This is a genomic window from Natronoglycomyces albus (genome assembly GCF_016925535.1).
In the GTDB taxonomy this organism is placed as follows: domain Bacteria; phylum Actinomycetota; class Actinomycetes; order Mycobacteriales; family Micromonosporaceae; genus Natronoglycomyces; species Natronoglycomyces albus.
In genome coordinates this window covers 2879300-2895583 of sequence record NZ_CP070496.1, presented here as the reverse complement: position 1 = coordinate 2895583, position 16284 = coordinate 2879300, and the positions used below count along the sequence as shown (strand labels likewise).

Below are 16284 nucleotides of genomic sequence, written 5' to 3'. Positions count from 1 at the left end.
GTCACCTCAGTGCCATCCGATATAACTCCACAGTGACAGCGCAAACGACGTCGAAAGGAGGAACCAGGACACAACGGCAAACACGCGACCGTGACCAAAGACTTTTGAGGAGAGCACGATGACTACTCAAGACCTTTATCCAACGCGAGTAAGCCACCGACCGGCAATGATCCCGCGCAAACTCGACCCAACCGTCTACGGGCAGGCTGAAGACGGCCCCCTAAATCGGCAACAACTCACCGGCCACTCCCAAGACGGTTTCACTAGCATCGACAAGCTGCTGACCGACTCCGAACTACGTTCTGCCCAACAGGAGTTGCGAAGCCTTCTCACTGACCCCAGGCTCGACGGTGACGAGCGAGTGGTGCGAGAGAAGAACTCCCAGGAAATCCGCTCGATTTTCGACATTCACCATATTTCCGAGGAGTTCCGCCGCCTCATCGACGATGAGCGGCTCGCGGGCGTGGCGAGGCAAATCCTGGGTTCACAGGTGTACATTCACCAAAGCCGCGTCAACTACAAGCCCGGATTCGGCGGAAACTCCTTTTACTGGCACTCCGATTTCGAAACCTGGCACGCCGAGGACGGTATGCCACGCATGCGTGCGGTCAGTCTGTCGATAGCGCTGACGGACAACTACGACTACAACGGGTCGCTCATGATCATGCCGGGCAGCCACCGCACGTTCGTCTCCTGCGTCGGTGACACCCCTGAGGGCTACTACCGCACCTCGCTGCAAGAGCAGGAGATCGGAACCCCAGACACCGCCTCGTTGCGGGCCCTGGCCGACCGCCACGGCATTCGACAATTCACCGGGCCAGCAGGATCGGGGCTGTGGTTCGATGCCAACTGCATGCATGGTTCCAACGGCAACATCACGCCATATCCGCGCTCAAACCTTTTCATCGTCTTCAACAGCGTCGAGAACGCGCTGGTGGAACCCTTCGCCGCCCCGCAGCCTCGACCGACCTATCTAGGGGCGCGCACAGTGGAGCCGATCGGCAGCCCGACGAAGGCCATGGCCTCGTGAGAACGCACGCGCCACTGTGGTGCTGAACGCGGCTAGCGTCGCCAAAACCGGGGAAGAAAAGCCGGTGGGGTGGGCCAGGCTCTCCTGGCCCACCCCACCGGCTGGGGCTTCAAACCTTACTTGACCTGCGTGAAGTATTCTTCGTCGACGGAATTGGCGATGCTAGTCAATTTGACTCGCAGCTCCTCACCATCGACTACCGCCGTGAGGCTGGCGATGACGCCATGGGTCGTCAAACACAGTTCAAAGGCGCTCACCGGCGACTCCACGGCTCCCGCCACCTCGATGCAGTCAGCCAGCTCACCAGCAAGACGTGTGTCGTGGTAATCGATATCCGCACTGGAGTCCGCGTCCAGGGCTGACAGCCAGTAGCTGGCGTCCCACTGGGCAGGTAGCAACTGAGGGGTGAGGTCGCGCATCCATTCGGCTAGGTCCAGGCCATGCTCATCCTCACGAGTGCATTCGCCCGCCTGACAATACGCGGTATAGGCCGGGGTAAACACATGCAGTTCATCCATCAGACCTATCGCCATCCGGTCACCCTCGGCGTCACGCACCAGGCGCAGCTGGTCACTACCAGAACCCACCATGTAGTCAGCGGTATAGGAGTGGTCTATTCCACTCGTTGCTCGTTTGCTTAGCTCATCCAGGACTTGATAATCCTGGCGCGGATCGCCCCCGCCATTGCCATTGGGGTCAGAACAGGCGCTGAGGGTAGCCACCGCCGCCAACGCGACAATGGACACCAAGCGGCCAGCCCGGGGGAATGCAGACATAGGGGAAGCTCCAAGTGTGGGGACGATCGAGGTCGACAGCGGTGCGACGTAGACAAGTGCGATTGGACATTCACGCAAACGACGCCAGGCCCCCGACATACCCAGCGTCGAGTGAACTGGCCGTGTGCGGCCGTTTAACCGGTCCACAAACATGACGCGATCCAAACAGCGCTCGGTTGCCAACGCCGGAAAGGTGTGAGTTCTCAGTCATGTTTCCGCGGCCCAATGGCGGCTCAGGTCGCCGACAAAGTCTCACCGGCCACAAAGTGGCGGCACGGAATCCAATGGCGACGTCATGGCGCAGGTTCGCCCGCGTAAACATCAGCCTCATGGTGATCAATCAGTGATTTTTCCCCACCTTAACCCGGGAGTGCCACCGGCCGCAGCGTAGTCTAGGGCGAAGTGATCTCGCCCGAACCGCGCCCGCGTCAACCATTTCGCAAATCGGGTGTGGGCGAGCATGAGGCCAGCGCAGAGTGGGGCTGGCTCGACCTAAATTGACCCTATTCTTAGGAGAAATAGTGGCTCTCATCGACACCATTCGAGCTCGGGAAATCCTGGATTCGCGCGGCAATCCCACCGTCGAGGTGGAAGTTCTGCTCTCCGACCGCACTCTGCACCGGGCCGCGGTCCCCTCAGGCGCCTCCACTGGCGCATTCGAGGCCGTCGAGCTGCGCGACAACGACCCGAACCGTTATCTCGGCAAGGGCGTCGAGCAGGCTATCGAGAACATCAACGGCCCCATCACCGAGGCTCTTATCGGCTTCGAGGCCTCTGACCAGCGTTTCATTGACCAGAAGCTGCTGGAACTGGACGGCACCGCCGACAAATCCAACCTGGGAGCAAACGCGATCCTGGGCGTGTCGATGGCGGTGGCGAAGGCCGCCGCGACCAGTGCCAACCTGCCGCTGTACGCCTACTTGGGCGGACCGAACGCGCACATTCTCCCCGTCCCGATGATGAACATCCTCAACGGCGGGGCACACGCCGACTCCAACGTCGACATCCAAGAATTCATGATCGCGCCGATCGGCGCCGCCACCTTCGCAGAGGCCGTTCGCTATGGAGCCGAGGTCTACCACGCCCTCAAAGCAGTCCTGAAGAGTCAGGGACTCTCGACCGGGCTGGGCGACGAAGGTGGCTTCGCGCCGGACCTGTCCTCAAACCGGGCGGCGCTGGACCTCATCGTCGAAGCCATCCAAAAAGCCGGATTCACTGTCGGAACCGATGTCGCGCTGGCTATGGACGCGGCCGCCTCGGAGTTTTACAAGGACGGCGCCTACGTCTTTGAGGGCGAGAAGAAAACCTCCCAGGACATGGCCGACTACTACGAGCAGCTGCTGGCGGACTACCCGATCGTGTCGATCGAGGACCCACTGGACGAGGAAGACTGGGCCGGCTGGGCGAGCCTGACAGCGAAGATCGGCGACAAGGTGCAGCTGGTGGGAGATGACATCTTTGTCACCAACCCCGAGCGCATCCGCCGCGGCATCGCCGAGAAAAGCGCGAACGGACTGCTAGTGAAGGTTAACCAGATCGGTTCGCTGGCCGAGACATTCGACGCGATGGACCTGGCCCACCGGGCTGGTTTCGGCTGCATGATGAGCCACCGTTCGGGCGAGACCGAAGACACCACGATTGCCGACCTGGCCGTGGCCACCGGATGTGGACAGATCAAGGCCGGCGCTCCGGCGCGCTCGGAACGAGTCGCCAAATACAACCAGTTGCTACGCATAGAGGGAGACCTGGGCGAGGCGGCCCGCTACGCCGGCGCCGGTGCCTTCCCCAAGTTCACGCCGCAAAGCTAGGCTCCATGGCCTTACGCCGGTCATGAAGTGACATGGCAATGAGCTAAGCCTGAACCCAAGAGGCTTCTCGTCACACCACGCGAGTGGGCCCGGGAGATAACTCACCCGGGCCCACCTCCGTGCAACGGCAACCGTCACGACGCCATCTCAACGGGCGCCCGCACGAGCACACCGGAGGGCTCGACTGCTCGGCAGTGGATAACCTCGCCGGTGAGACCCGCCGATGATGCGCCGGTTGCGCCCCCGGCAGCCGACCTCGCTCCATGCGCCCTCCACCTTCGATAAGCTAGGTCTCGTGAGTACACGCCGCCGCCCCAACCGTCCCGGGGCTCCCGCTTCCGGCCCAGGGCGAGGCCATGCCCGCCGCCGCCCGCCAGCAACCGCCCGCCGCCGCAGCGACCGCTCCGGCGTCCAGGCACAGCGGGTACGCATACGCAACGGAGGCCGGCTGTCCAAACGCGCCGCCGCGCTGGCCCTAGTGCTCTCCATCCTCGCTCTCGCATACGCCTACCCACTACGCACTTTCGTCGAGCAGCGCATCGAGATCAATCGACTCCAAGACTCCCAGTCCGAACAGCGCGAGCGCATCGACTCACTTGAGGCCGAACGCGAACAGTGGGACGACCCCGAATATGTGGCCTCGCAGATTCGCTCCCGCCTGATGCTGGTCAAACCCGGCGAAGAACTCATCATCGTCATCGACGAGGATGACCCAACCTCCACGGGCCCATCGGGCTCAGACGACGAAGACGAGTATCGGCCCTGGTATGAAGACATGAAGGACATCTTCGAGGACGCCGACCAATTCGGCACCGACGATGTTGACACTCAGTAGACGGCCGTAAGGCAAACCCATTCCATCTGATTCGAACCACAGGACGAGTGTGACCGACTTTCATCGCAACCAGCAGCCACAGGACGTAACCGACGCCGACGCCGAGGCCGTCCGTCAACAACTGGGCCGACCCATCCGTGGCGCCAACGCCGTGGCATGGCGGTGCCCTTGTGGGAAGCCCGGCGTTATCGAAACCGAACCGCGACTGCCAGACGGCACCCCGTTTCCAACGCTCTACTACCTCACCTGCCCTAAAGCCTGTAGCGCCATCGGAACCCTCGAAGGTTCCGGTCAGATGAAGCGGATGAGCCAGCGCCTGAGCGAAGACCCCGAATTGGCAGAGTCGTACCGGCGCGCCCACGAGGCATACCTGCAACGACGTTCCCAACTGGGAGATGTCCCCGAAATCGACGGCATCTCAGCTGGAGGCATGCCCGATCGCGTCAAATGCCTTCACGTTCACGTCGGCCATGCCCTGGCCAGCCCGGAGGGCCTCAACCGCTTCGGTGAGGAAGCTTTGGAACAGCTCGACGCCTGGTGGCAAAACGGTTCGTGTGTCAGCGACGAGGAATGAGGCCGCACCTGGCCACCGCAGCCTCAACCGCCCAGGTTCGAACCACTACGCCCAACGCAATGACGACCAGTCTTAGAGAGGCATGACATGGCACGTGAAAGCACCAGTACCGCCGCCTCAGGCGGGCATCGTGTGGCTGGGATCGACTGCGGCACCAATTCGATCCGCCTCCTCATCGCCGAAGTTGGAAGTGATGGCCGCCTAGCCGATATCGTCCGACGGATGGAAGTCGTGCGTCTGGGCGAAGGAGTCGACAAGACGGGCCGCCTCGCACCCGCCGCCATCGAACGCACCCGGCTGGCCCTAGAGGGCTATGCCGCACAAATTAGCGACCACGACGTCCAAGCAGTACGCATGGTAGCCACGTCCGCCACCCGAGACGCGGCCAACTCCGGAGAGTTCACCGCGATGGTGACCGCGACACTCGGTACCCCACCGGAGGTGATCTCTGGCGACGAAGAGGCACGGCTGTCCTTTGGCGGAGCCGTCGCCACGATGCCCGAGGTCGAAGGCCAACGCCTCGTGATCGACATCGGCGGCGGATCAACAGAGTTCGTGCGAGGAGAGGGCACCGCAGTACTCGCCGCTCGCAGCGTCGACATCGGCTGCGTACGCATGACTGAGCGACACATCCACTCCGACCCGCCCGCCCCCACCGAACTGGCCACAGCCCAGGCCGATATCAGCGCCCTCGTCGACTCCGCCTTGGCCACAGTCGACCCACAGCGACTCTCAGTCGAACTTGTGGGCGTGGCCGGGACCGTCACGACCGTGGCCGGAATAGCCCTCGACCTCGACAAGTACGACGCCGATGCCATCGACGGCACCCCGGTCACCTACGAACAAGTCTGCCAAGTGGCCGACCGACTGGCCACAGCCACTCACGAGCAGCGCCTCGCCATCGGCGTCATGCACCCTGGCCGAGCCGACGTCATCATCGGCGGTTCCCTCGTCCTGCGCACCATCATGGAGCGAACCGGAGCGAGCTCGGTCATTGCCTCCGAACACGACATTCTCGACGGCATCGCCGCCTCGGCCGGAAAATAGCCCCCACCACGCGAGCGGGGTGGGCCACCACGGTGACCCACCCCTAAGCTGTCCGCGGACGGTTGCACCAGATGGCCAACCGTGGCTAACCGACTGCCCACCAGGCAAAGCCACCGACGGCCAGCAACATCAACGCGAATCCACTCCCGAAGACAACCGCCTTCGGATCGACTGTGGCCTCTTTAATGTCAGCCACCACGACCGTAATATTGTCGGGCCCGCCCGCCCGCAGCGCCAACTCCACCAGCCGTTCCGAGGCCGCTTGTGGGTCAGCGAACTCCCGCAACACGTCCTCGACGGTTTCCTCTCTCACCACATCAGTCAGACCATCCGAACACACCACGAACCGGTCACCGACCCGCGCCGGACGCGACTCAAAGTGCGTGGGGGCCTCCTTGCTCTGCAACACCCGCGTCACCATCGACCGATACGGATGATCGATCGCCTCTTCTTTGGTGATGGCACCCTCATCAATGAGATGCTGCACATAGGAATCATCGACAGTCACTTGTACAAAGTCGTCCCCGCGCAACTGATACGCACGCGAGTCCCCAATGTGGGCCAGCGTGACCTCATCCTCACCCAGCCACAACGCCGTCAACGTCGTGCCCATACCCTCAGACTCCGGGTTGTCCTCGACCACACTGCGGATCTTCTCGCGAGCCGCCACCACCGCATCATCGAAGGCCTCAGCCGAGGGGCCGCGGACCTCCTTGCCCGTGACTAGGGACCGCATCTGCTCGATGGCGATGGCGCTGGCGACCTCGCCAGCCGCCGCACCACCAACGCCGTCAGCTACGGCGATGAGCTCGGGGTGCGCTAGGTAGGAGTCTTCGTTGATGTCCCGGATTTGGCCAACGTCGGTGGAGGCACCGAGGTGCCAGACGAGCCTGGGCTTTGCTTTAGTCACAGGTCACCGCCGAGTGACGAGCCGAACGGCTGTCGCCGCAGGTGTGCTGGGCCCGCAATGCCAGCCTCCTCATGTGTTTACCGCCTAGGGAAGGAGTTCGTCGACCGCAAAATTGACCGAACATGATGCCTGAGTGTAACTGGGCAACCCACTTTGGCTGAGGCCCGTTCGACTGTTCGGGTTCCGCGTCGGCCACGGGCGGTCAGGAGCCGGGGTGCTGTGTGTATTGGGCAACCAACTAGATAGGGTGCGGTGGCGCTTAAGCGCTTTCTCTTGGCCTGGTTGATAGGAGCGAGCGGCTGTTCACTTGAAGTGAGTGATATTTATCTAACTATGCCTAATTGTGAATATGGCTCTGATTCTTCCGGGAATTGGTCCTCGGGTATGCTCTAGGGTTGCAAGTCGGGGGTTCGATTGCGCTCAGTTGAAGCCGGTAGTGAACATTTGTAAGCGGATTCCGACGGTCTCAAGTGGCCGTAAGGGTCGCTTTATTAAAGGCGGATGTGCTGGAGTAACTGCCGTTTTTGGGCACAATGCCACGGCTCACCCGAATAGGCATGGTGTCGGACCTGTTTGCGTACAACTTACTTATACGAGTCATTGCTCGTGAGGCAATTGCCGCCCATGTGCACTCAATTAATTCACAAGTGACTGTCTAAAATCAACGACAACATGACACAGTAGAGGAGTCCACTTGCAAAGGCCCTCGCAGCATGGCATCCTGGCCTCATGGCAGGAAAAATACTCAACGACACATCAGCGGCCCTACTGGGTCTGCTACACGAAGGGTCAATGACAGGCGGTCAGTTGATGGCGGAAGCCATCAATCGCCTGGGGCCCTACTGGACTATGACTCGAAGTCAGGTCTATCGCGAACTCCCGGCACTGGCTGAAGTGGGATATGTTCGCGTTGGAAAGCCGGGGCCGCGCGCTTCGGTTCCCTATTCAATTTCGGCCAACGGAAGGCGAGCGTTCTCTCGTTGGTTGAATGAACCAACCACGATAGGCAAGTTGCGAGACCCTATCGCTCTGCGTACGGCCTTTATGGAGCACATGTCTCCGGCCACGCTCTCTGAAATGTATGCGGATGCTTTGGAACAGCATCAGGAAGCATTGTCCGAAGCTCGGGCAATTAGTAAGGAACTGGCGGGGGAAGACGCCGGCGCTTCGACGGCGATGGACTTCGCGATCGGTCACCACCGTTCGGCGATCAACTGGCTCAAAGCACGCCAGAAGTAAGTCTGCACCGCTTCGTTCTGCCCCACGCACGTGGGTACACCCGGAGGACGAAGTGATGACCAAACCGTTCGCATCCGACCAACCGGTCACAGGACCGTCGAAACTCCGCCTCCTTGGAGTCCGATGCTTCTGACGCTGCGAACGGCAATGTACGGGTTAGCCGCTACTTCGATGGGACGCTCCGAAACACTCGGGCGTCCCATTCTCGATTCCACAGGGGCCACCAGCGTCCTCGAGGTGGATTCGGAATCGCATATGTCACCTCTAGAGTCACCCGCGAGCCAGTTTCCCGGACTGTCGGGCCCGAAAGCGTGGGGGAGTGATGCGCACGTGGCCACATGAAAGTGGTCGCGCTCGCAGACGTAAGGTAGTCAATTGTGACCAGTGTCGATGTTTCCTCAGAAGTACGTAGTCTGCGCGAGACCCTCAGCGCCGTCGAATCGGTGCTTGACCTGCCGAAACTTCGGCGTGAGTTCAAGGAACTGGAGGCCGAGGCCGCCGCGCCCGACCTGTGGGACGACACCGACCATGCCCAAAAGGTCACCTCCCGGCTCTCCTGGGTGCAAAGCGAGCTCAACCGAATCAGTGAACTGCACTCCCGTTTGGACGATGTCGAGGTTCTGTGGGAACTGGCGGGGGACGAGGACGACGCCTCGGCCGAGGGTGAGGTGCAAGGTGAACTCAAGTCCCTGCGCAAGTCAATCGACGAGCTGGAGATCCGGACGTTGCTCTCTGGCGAGTACGACGAGCGTGAAGCCGTCGTCTCGGTTCGCTCCGGGGCCGGAGGCAACGACGCCTGTGACTTCGCCGAGCAGCTGATGCGGATGTACCTGCGGTGGGCCGACAAGCATGGCCGCGACACCGAAGTCTATGACGTCTCCTATGGCGAAGAAGCGGGGATCAAGTCCACCACATTCGCCGTGAAGGGCCCGTACGCCTACGGGACGCTCTCGGTAGAACAAGGGACGCACCGGGTGGTGCGTATCAGTCAGTACGACACGCAGAAGCGCCGTCAGACTGGTTTCGCCGCCGTTGAGGTGGTTCCGGTGATCGAAAAGACCGAACAGGTCGAGATTCCCGACGACGAAATCCGCATCGACGTCTACCGGGCTTCCGGTCCGGGAGGTCAGGGAGTCAACACGACCGATTCCGCGGTCCGCATCACCCACCTGCCGACTGGGATCGTTGTGTCGTGCCAAAACGAACGCAGCCAGCTGCAAAACCGAGCCACGGCGATGTCGGTGCTCCAATCGAAGCTCAACAAGCTCAAGCGCGACGAACAGAACGCGAAGCTTGACGAACTGCGCGGCAGCGTGACCGCTTCGTGGGGTGATCAAATGCGCTCCTACGTGCAGCACCCGTACCAGATGGTCAAGGACCTGCGCACCGGCCATGAGACCTCGGACGTGCAAGGGGTCTACAACGGGGACATCGACGCTTTCCTAGAGGCCGGGATTCGGTGGCGGATGTCGAGCGAGAACGACGAGAACGCCTAGCGCGCGCTCTCGGTTCACCTACGGTGCGTACCCTGTGACGTTGCTCGACTCAGGCGAACATATGAGGCGAACTAGTACAAACGGATGATTTCGCCGAGCGTAAGTGGCTTTTCGGCGGAATCGGTCGTTATGTGATGGCTCTGGTAGCGGCACCGGTTATGCGATCCGCAGCTTTTGCGCGTAGACTCCACCATCGTGATTGAGCTAGACGGCGTTTCGAAGCATTACCCCCGGTCCAACCGGCCATCGGTGGAAGATATCAACGTCTTCATCGACAAGGGCGAGTTTGTCTTCTTTATCGGACCGACCGGTGCAGGCAAATCCACCATCATCAAACTCCTGTTGCGCGAACAGATCCCGGACAAGGGCACTATTACCGTCGGGGACCGCAACGTAACCTCCATGCGTCGATGGAAGGTGCCCGCCTATCGGCGGACCCTCGGCTGCGTGTTTCAAGATTTTCGATTGCTCCCCAACCGCACCGCCGCGGAGAACGTGGCCTTTGCTCTGGAAGTGATCGGTAAGCCGCGTTCGGTGGCCCGCCGGGTTGTTCCCGAGGTCCTCGAACTAGTGGGACTCGGTGGAAAAGAGCACCGCTACCCGCACGAGTTGTCCGGTGGAGAGCAGCAACGTGTCGCCATCGCGCGCGCGTTCGTCAACCGGCCACTGCTGCTGTTGGCCGACGAGCCGACCGGTAACCTCGACCCGGACACCTCCATCGAGATCATGCGACTGCTGGACCGCATCAGCCGCACCGGGACCACCATCGTCATGGTTACCCACGACTCCAATATCGTGAACCAGATGCGCCGCCGCGTCATCGAAATCGAAGGCGGCAAGGTCGTGCGGGACCAGTCCCGAGGCGTCTACGGATAAAGCGGAAGGTAGAGAGACTTAAGCGATGCGCGCAAAATATGTAATGTCCGAGGTTTTCCTCGGGCTGTGGCGCAACATCAGCATGACCGTCGCCATGATCATCACCATGGCGGTATCTCTGTCGATGCTAGGCGCGGGACTGCTGTTGTACCACCAGGTCGACCTGGTGGAGGAGTATTACCAGACCAACCTCGAAGTCGTCATGTACCTAGATCAGGACATCGACGATGAGACACGCGATCAGTTGCACGCGGACTTGCGTGGTGACGAGCGCACCGCGCAAGTGGTCTATGAGACTAAGGAAGATGCCTGGGAGCGCTTCCAAGAGACGTTCTCCGATGCCCCAGACATGGTCGGCGCGGTAGATCCCGAAGTGCTGCCAGCGGCTTTCCGCGTCAGCATGAACAACATTGACCAGGCCGATGACCTTATCGTCGACTTCGGTGAGCGCGAGGGAATCTACCAGTCCATCAACCAAAAGCAAGTGCTGCAAAAGGTCTTCGACATTCTCAGCGGCGCGCAGAACATGACGTTGATCATCGCGCTGGTGCAGGGTGTGGCGGCACTGATGCTGGTGGCCAACACCATCCAGGTGGCAGCTTATTCACGTCGCCGCGAGGTTTCGATCATGAAGCTGGTGGGCGCGCCCAACTGGTTCGTGCAGGCTCCATTTGTTCTCGAAGCGGTGTTCGCCGGGGTCATCGGGGCGCTAGTGGCGTTCGCAACGCTGTGCGCGGCGAAGGTGTTCGTCATCGATGGGGCGTTCTCTGACCTATTCGGACTGATGCCGCCACTGACGTGGCAGGCGGTGCTTTTGGTGCTGCCGGTCTTGCTTGGCGTGGCGTCGGTGATTAGTGCGGTGACCGCTTGGATTACGCTGCGCTTCAACATCAAAGTCTAGCCGACCTGCTCAATCACTCGGCTTATGCGGCCGGTGTGGTCCTTGGATGGCTGGGGAGAATATTCGCCCCAGGCTCTAAGGCCACTTTTCGCATAGGCCGCCCGACTGTGGGGAGTCTCCGAGAAATCGGGACTCCCCACAGTCATGTTCGCAGCGTCGCGGGAGCGCGCTTCCTCCCCCGAAACGGCCTCACAGACCCATGGAGGGGAAGCGGGGACGCCATTGAAGTGGGCCGATACCGGAGTCCAAGAGCCTGGGAGCTGATTTCGCCTCATGTCCGCTAAAAGTGTTAAATGACGTGTTCGAGACATTCCAAAGGTGAATGTGTCATAGACTCACCGGTTATGAGACGACTAGGGGTGACATTCAGCGCGATACTCCTCGCAGTCACCATGTCTTCTCCCGTTGAGGCACAAACCTCCCAAAGTGAACTTGATCGCATTGAACAGGAGAAAGCCGAGATGGCTTCTCTATTGGAGGGGGCGACCGATCGGGCTCAGGAGGCTGGTCAAAAGCTGGCCGAGGCCGAGGCGCGACTGCCCGATGCCGAAGCCGCGGTCGATGAGGCCCGTGGCCGGGTCGCGGCGGCGGAAGTGCAGGCGGATGCCGCGCAACGGGAAGCTGACCGGGCTGCCGAGGAACTGGCTGAGGCCGAAGCGGAGATGGCCGACGCGGCCGAGGCGGTAGATCAGACGCGCACCGAGCGGGCTAACTTGCTCTCCTCGACCTATCGGGGCACTGAGCTGCTGACCTTTGACGCCATTCTCTCGGCCGATGAGCCGTCCTTGGCACTTGAACGCATGTCATACCTGGAGATGCTCGTCGAGCGGAAGAATCAAGCGGTCGAGGAGGTAACTCTGGCACGTCGTGAAGCCTCCAACGCCGAGAGCTTGGCGGCGGCGGCCAGGACTGAGGCTGAGGCGGCGCGTCGCGAAGCTGAGGCGGCGCTCTCGTACGCACAGGAGCAACAGCAGGCCGCCGAGTCGGCCCGGGCCGAAGTTGTCAGCCTCGTGGCCAACCGGGAAGACGCGTTGTCCGTGGCTCAAGAGGAGCGGGCCGAAACCGAGCATCTGTGGGCCCAGCTGGACGCGGAGTCCGACCGCATAGCCGAGGAACTGCGGGCCCAAGCCGCCGCGGCCGAACGAGACCGCAATAGCGGGTCCGGCAGCGGGTCCGGCAGTGGGTCAGGTAGCGGGTCCGGCAGCGGATCGGGTAGTGGTTCCGGCAGCGGGTCTGGAAGCGGATCGGGCGGAGGCTCGACTCTCGCTCAGCCAGTTAATGGCTGGAAGTCTTCTGATTTCGGGTATCGCACCCACCCCATCTACGGAACGGTGCGCCTCCATGGAGGCACTGACTTCGCCGCAGCCGGTGGCACGCCGATCTACGCCTCCGAGTCAGGCAATGTCGTCACCGCTGGTTGGTCGGGCGGATACGGCCTTTTCACGTGCATTTATCACGGCAATGGCCTGTCGACCTGCTATGCGCACCAGTCGCGCATTGACGTTAACCATGGGCAACATGTGAGCCGGGGGCAGCGAATCGGAGCCGTGGGTACGACTGGTTCCTCCACGGGAGACCATCTACATTTTGAAGTGCGGGTCAACGGAAACCAGGTCAATCCGTTGGGCTACCTACCCTCTTGCCTGTGCCGGTAGAGCGCGCCCTGGCCAGGGCCGTGCCACTGGGCGCGGGGCGAAGTGGGCGCTACTGTCTCAACGCGGCGCGACACTAATCCACTCGACGTCGCCTTCGCGTACCCGTTAACATTGCAGCGTGTCCAAGAAGAAGAAAACCCAGACCAACGCGGCCAAGACCGGTCCTGAGCGCAAGCTTGTGACGACAAATCGTCGTGCCCGGTTTGACTTTGACATCCTGGACACCTATGAGGCGGGGATTGTTCTCACCGGAACCGAGGTGAAGTCTCTACGTGAGGGCAAGTGCAACATCACCGACGCCTATGCGGAAATTTACGGTGGCGAAGCGCGGGTTCATAACCTGCACATCACCGAGTACGACTACGGCACCTGGACGAACCACCGGCCCCGGCGCATCCGCAAGCTGTTGCTGCACCGCATTGAGATCGCCAAGTTGGAGGGCAAGCTCAGCGAAGCCGGTGTGACGCTGATCCCGCTTTCGGTTTATTTCTCCGGTGGCTGGGCGAAAATGGAATTGGCTTTGGCCCGGGGGCGCAAGTCGCACGACAAGCGGCAGGCTATCGCCAAGCGGGAAGCGCAGCGTGAAATCGAGCGCAGCGCGGGCCTGCGTACGAAGGGCAAGGCCTAGCCAACCTCGGCTGCCTGTATATTCCCAGTTCAGCGTGTGATTGTTGAGTCAGAAAACTCGCTTTCGTCACGTATGTGACATGGGATAGGATATTGACAGCGGCATTCTCGGGGCCGTGATGGAATCGGTTCGCAGGTAGTGACCGATTCAGACAACTGCATAGGGATGCTTGACGCATCAACAAGGGGCTGATCGGTTTCGACTCCGTATGTTGATGTGAGAGAAGCGGGTCGAGGAAGCCAACGCTGTCTCGTTAACCAACGTTGGAAAACAACAAGTGCCAACGCAAAACGCACTGACTTCGCCCTCGCTGCTTAAGCGATTGTGAAGTTGCTGGTCCGGATGAGCGTCCGATCCCGGTAGCCAGCATCAGATAGGACGCTAGACCTTCAACCCGGCCACGGGGTTGTAGGCGACATGAACAGTGGCTGGAGCCCGTCACACCGACTCGTCCGCGTGATCGGTGGGGCTTGAGGAAAGGCACAGCGGACTGCACCCGGAGAAGTCTCACTGACGCAGCGGAGGACCAGGGTTCGATTCCCTGCAGCTCCACCGGCGAAGGCCCGGCACGGACGGCTAATACCGTCTCGTGCCGGGCCTTTCTCTTTGCATGTTCGGCCCACGTTGGGCATGATCGGCCCACCTCAGGAGGGCTAGAACTCCAGTCGCATGACCACGCGACGTTTCGTGGGGTGAGCGACCTGGGTGAACCCGGCGTCGATAAATGAGCTGCGGCTGCCCACGTGTATCTCTCCCCAGGTGATGTCCTGGCCTGGCACCGTGATGATGGGGTAGCGCTCCAATGTCTGCGCTCCGCATCGGCGATTGCGCGGTACCGCGTGGGGTTAATTGCGATGGTTCGCGCCGAAACCCATCCGTGAAGATGAAAATTCTTCATTCAGGGGTCCCCCGATTCCAGTTTCCCAAAAATCCAGTTAGGGCGTCAACAACCGAATTCTTCCCTGTGGATAACCTTCCACCAGCCGGCCGTCACGAGATCCCCACCGGCTGGCTAGGCAGCCCGTTGATCGTCATTTCTCTAAGGCGGCGAGCGATACCGCGCGGACGGAACGTCTCTGCCTTGGCCGCCAGCATTTGCTCAGGCGACCACCACCCCCACGAGCAGATGCGCAAGCCCGACGCCTTGTGAGACAACCCCACCGGAACCAAAGAGCCGACCACGACTAAGTCAGATTGCTGATAGATTCTCGCCAATTATGTGACGATACTGGACCCACCGCAGGGACCAGGCCAGGAGGATGCGTTGCCCACTGTTGTGCTCGTCGGCTGCCTCGACACCAAAGGCGAAGAATTCGCCTACGTCAAGGACCGCCTCAAATCAGAAAACATCAACGTCCTCGTAGTCGACACTGGAGTCCTCGGCGCACCCGCCTTCACCCCCGACATCGGCCGCGACCAAGTGGCCGATGCCGCCGCAGCCAACATCAGCGAACTCGCCGCAGGAACCGGAGCCGTCGCCGTCGACACCATGGCCACCGGGGCAACCGAAGTCATCACGAAACTCTTCGCCGACGGCAAATGCGACGGCGCCCTCGCCCTCGGGGGCACCGGCGGCACCTCCATCGGAGCCCGTGCGTTCCGTGCGCTCCCTCTCGGCGTACCCAAAGCCATCGTCTCTACCGCTGTCGTCACCGGCAACGCCGCCGCCTACGTCGGACAAAGCGACCTCGTCTTGTTTCCCGCCGTGACCGACATCGCCGGGGTCAACCGCATCTCAGGTCCCATCCTCGCCAACGCCGCCGCCGCGCTCGCCGGGATGGTCACCGCCACCAAACCCACCCTTGACGACGCCCGCCCCATGCTCGCCGCCAGCATGTTCGGAGTCACCACCCCCGGAGTGACCGCGGCCCGCAAACGCCTCGACCAGCTCGGATACGAAGTCATCGTCTTCCACATGACCGGAGTAGGCGGACGAACCCTTGAACGACTCGTCAGCGAAGGTCACTTCGCCGGAGTCCTCGACGTCACCACCCACGAACTGGCCGACGAACTCGTCGGCGGTGTCTTCCCCTGTCGCCCCGACCGACTCACCGGCCCCGGCAAAGCCCACATCCCGCACGTGGTCTCCACTGGCGCACTCGACATGATCAACTTCCACACCCCCGATACGATCCCGAAGCGTTTCGCCGACCGCCAAACCATGGTCCACAACCCCGCCGTCACCATCGTCCGCACCCTGCCGCATGAAGCCGCCGAACTCGGCAAGCGCGTTGCCTCCCGGCTCTCATCCAGCTCTATGCGAACCGCCCTCTACCTACCGCTGCAAGGCATGTCGGAGTACGGAGCGCCCGGCCAACCCTTCCATGACCCCGAAGCCGACGCAGCCATGTTCGACGCCATCCGCGCCACCCTCGACCTCAGCCGCGTCGAACTCATCGAAATGGACACCCACATCAACGACCCGGCATTCACCGAAGCGATGGCCGAAACCCTCCACACCTATATAGCCCAGGAGACCGATCGCATTCGCTAACTGGCCGCAACCCCA

At 61.4% G+C, this 16284-nt stretch carries 15 protein-coding genes and 1 other RNA gene; 13 read left to right on the top strand and 3 right to left on the bottom strand.

Annotated elements, in window-relative coordinates; genetic code table 11:
• Positions 1-118 precede the first annotated feature (118 nt).
• Complete coding sequence (thpD, locus tag JQS30_RS12455) at positions 119-1030, top strand: ectoine hydroxylase (RefSeq protein WP_213170573.1); 912 nt, start codon at positions 119-121, stop codon at positions 1028-1030.
• Between the two features lie 116 nt (positions 1031-1146).
• Here the strand turns inward: thpD and JQS30_RS12450 are convergent, their stop codons facing one another.
• Positions 1147-1806: a hypothetical protein gene (locus JQS30_RS12450; RefSeq protein ID WP_213170572.1), complete on the bottom strand. Its 660-nt coding sequence runs from the start codon at positions 1804-1806 to the stop codon at positions 1147-1149.
• A gap of 521 nt (positions 1807-2327) precedes the next feature.
• Between JQS30_RS12450 and eno the strand changes: the two genes are divergently transcribed.
• The 4 genes from eno (at position 2328) to JQS30_RS12430 (ending at position 6070) form a co-directional block, all read left to right on the top strand.
• Entirely contained in the window at positions 2328-3614 is a 1287-nt protein-coding gene (eno, locus tag JQS30_RS12445; protein WP_213170571.1) for a phosphopyruvate hydratase, read from the top strand.
• A gap of 295 nt (positions 3615-3909) precedes the next feature.
• A complete protein-coding gene (locus JQS30_RS12440; protein WP_213170570.1) occupies positions 3910-4449 on the top strand; it encodes an FtsB family cell division protein in 540 nt (179 codons plus the stop codon).
• A 49-nt stretch (positions 4450-4498) separates the two neighbouring features.
• Positions 4499-5023 (top strand): DUF501 domain-containing protein, encoded by a 525-nt coding sequence (locus tag JQS30_RS12435; protein ID WP_213170569.1) that lies wholly within the window; start codon positions 4499-4501, stop codon positions 5021-5023.
• An 87-nt stretch (positions 5024-5110) separates the two neighbouring features.
• Positions 5111-6070 (top strand): Ppx/GppA phosphatase family protein, encoded by a 960-nt coding sequence (locus JQS30_RS12430; protein WP_213170568.1) that lies wholly within the window; start codon positions 5111-5113, stop codon positions 6068-6070.
• Positions 6071-6155: 85 nt separating this feature from the next.
• Here JQS30_RS12430 and JQS30_RS12425 read toward each other — a convergent pair whose 3' ends face one another.
• The gene (locus JQS30_RS12425) at positions 6156-6980 is read right to left on the bottom strand and encodes a PP2C family protein-serine/threonine phosphatase (protein ID WP_213170567.1); all 825 of its coding nucleotides are present in this window, start codon (positions 6978-6980) and stop codon (positions 6156-6158) included.
• Between the two features lie 729 nt (positions 6981-7709).
• Between JQS30_RS12425 and JQS30_RS12420 the strand changes: the two genes are divergently transcribed.
• From JQS30_RS12420 to ssrA, 7 genes are all read left to right on the top strand, one after another.
• Positions 7710-8219, top strand: coding sequence for a PadR family transcriptional regulator (locus tag JQS30_RS12420; RefSeq protein WP_246497909.1), 510 nt, complete (start codon positions 7710-7712; stop codon positions 8217-8219).
• 377 nt (positions 8220-8596) lie between these two features.
• Positions 8597-9715: a peptide chain release factor 2 gene (gene prfB / locus JQS30_RS12415; protein ID WP_213170566.1), complete on the top strand. Its 1119-nt coding sequence runs from the start codon at positions 8597-8599 to the stop codon at positions 9713-9715.
• 195 nt (positions 9716-9910) lie between these two features.
• Positions 9911-10591, top strand: a complete 681-nt coding sequence (locus tag JQS30_RS12410; RefSeq protein WP_213170565.1) for a cell division ATP-binding protein FtsE — start codon at positions 9911-9913, stop codon at positions 10589-10591.
• 25 nt (positions 10592-10616) lie between these two features.
• Positions 10617-11492: a permease-like cell division protein FtsX gene (gene ftsX / locus JQS30_RS12405; protein ID WP_213170564.1), complete on the top strand. Its 876-nt coding sequence runs from the start codon at positions 10617-10619 to the stop codon at positions 11490-11492.
• A gap of 344 nt (positions 11493-11836) precedes the next feature.
• Positions 11837-13147 carry a M23 family metallopeptidase gene (locus JQS30_RS12400; protein WP_213170563.1) on the top strand — a complete coding sequence of 437 codons (1311 nt, stop codon included), beginning with the start codon at positions 11837-11839 and terminating at the stop codon, positions 13145-13147.
• A 118-nt stretch (positions 13148-13265) separates the two neighbouring features.
• Positions 13266-13775: an SsrA-binding protein SmpB gene (gene smpB / locus JQS30_RS12395; protein WP_213170562.1), complete on the top strand. Its 510-nt coding sequence runs from the start codon at positions 13266-13268 to the stop codon at positions 13773-13775.
• A 184-nt stretch (positions 13776-13959) separates the two neighbouring features.
• Positions 13960-14330: a transfer-messenger RNA gene (ssrA, locus tag JQS30_RS12390) on the top strand.
• Positions 14331-14428: 98 nt separating this feature from the next.
• On the opposite strand, the gene JQS30_RS12385 is transcribed toward ssrA, so the two are convergent.
• A complete protein-coding gene (locus tag JQS30_RS12385; protein ID WP_213170561.1) occupies positions 14429-14578 on the bottom strand; it encodes a hypothetical protein in 150 nt (49 codons plus the stop codon).
• A 416-nt stretch (positions 14579-14994) separates the two neighbouring features.
• On the opposite strand from JQS30_RS12385, the gene JQS30_RS12380 reads away from it, so the two are divergent.
• Complete coding sequence (locus tag JQS30_RS12380; RefSeq protein ID WP_213170560.1) at positions 14995-16269, top strand: Tm-1-like ATP-binding domain-containing protein; 1275 nt, start codon at positions 14995-14997, stop codon at positions 16267-16269.
• Positions 16270-16284: the final 15 nt, after the last annotated feature.

What these genes read in the sequence shown, in the direction of transcription:
- thpD (WP_213170573.1), top strand. Translation starts at nt 119, where the DNA reads ATGACTACTCAAGACCTTTATCCAACGCGAGTAAGCCACCGACCGGCA.
- JQS30_RS12450 (WP_213170572.1), bottom strand. Translation starts at nt 1,806, where the DNA reads ATGTCTGCATTCCCCCGGGCTGGCCGCTTGGTGTCCATTGTCGCGTTG.
- JQS30_RS12430 (WP_213170568.1), top strand. Translation starts at nt 5,111, where the DNA reads ATGGCACGTGAAAGCACCAGTACCGCCGCCTCAGGCGGGCATCGTGTG.
- JQS30_RS12420 (WP_246497909.1), top strand. Translation starts at nt 7,710, where the DNA reads ATGGCAGGAAAAATACTCAACGACACATCAGCGGCCCTACTGGGTCTG.
- ftsX (WP_213170564.1), top strand. Translation starts at nt 10,617, where the DNA reads ATGCGCGCAAAATATGTAATGTCCGAGGTTTTCCTCGGGCTGTGGCGC.
- JQS30_RS12400 (WP_213170563.1), top strand. Translation starts at nt 11,837, where the DNA reads ATGAGACGACTAGGGGTGACATTCAGCGCGATACTCCTCGCAGTCACC.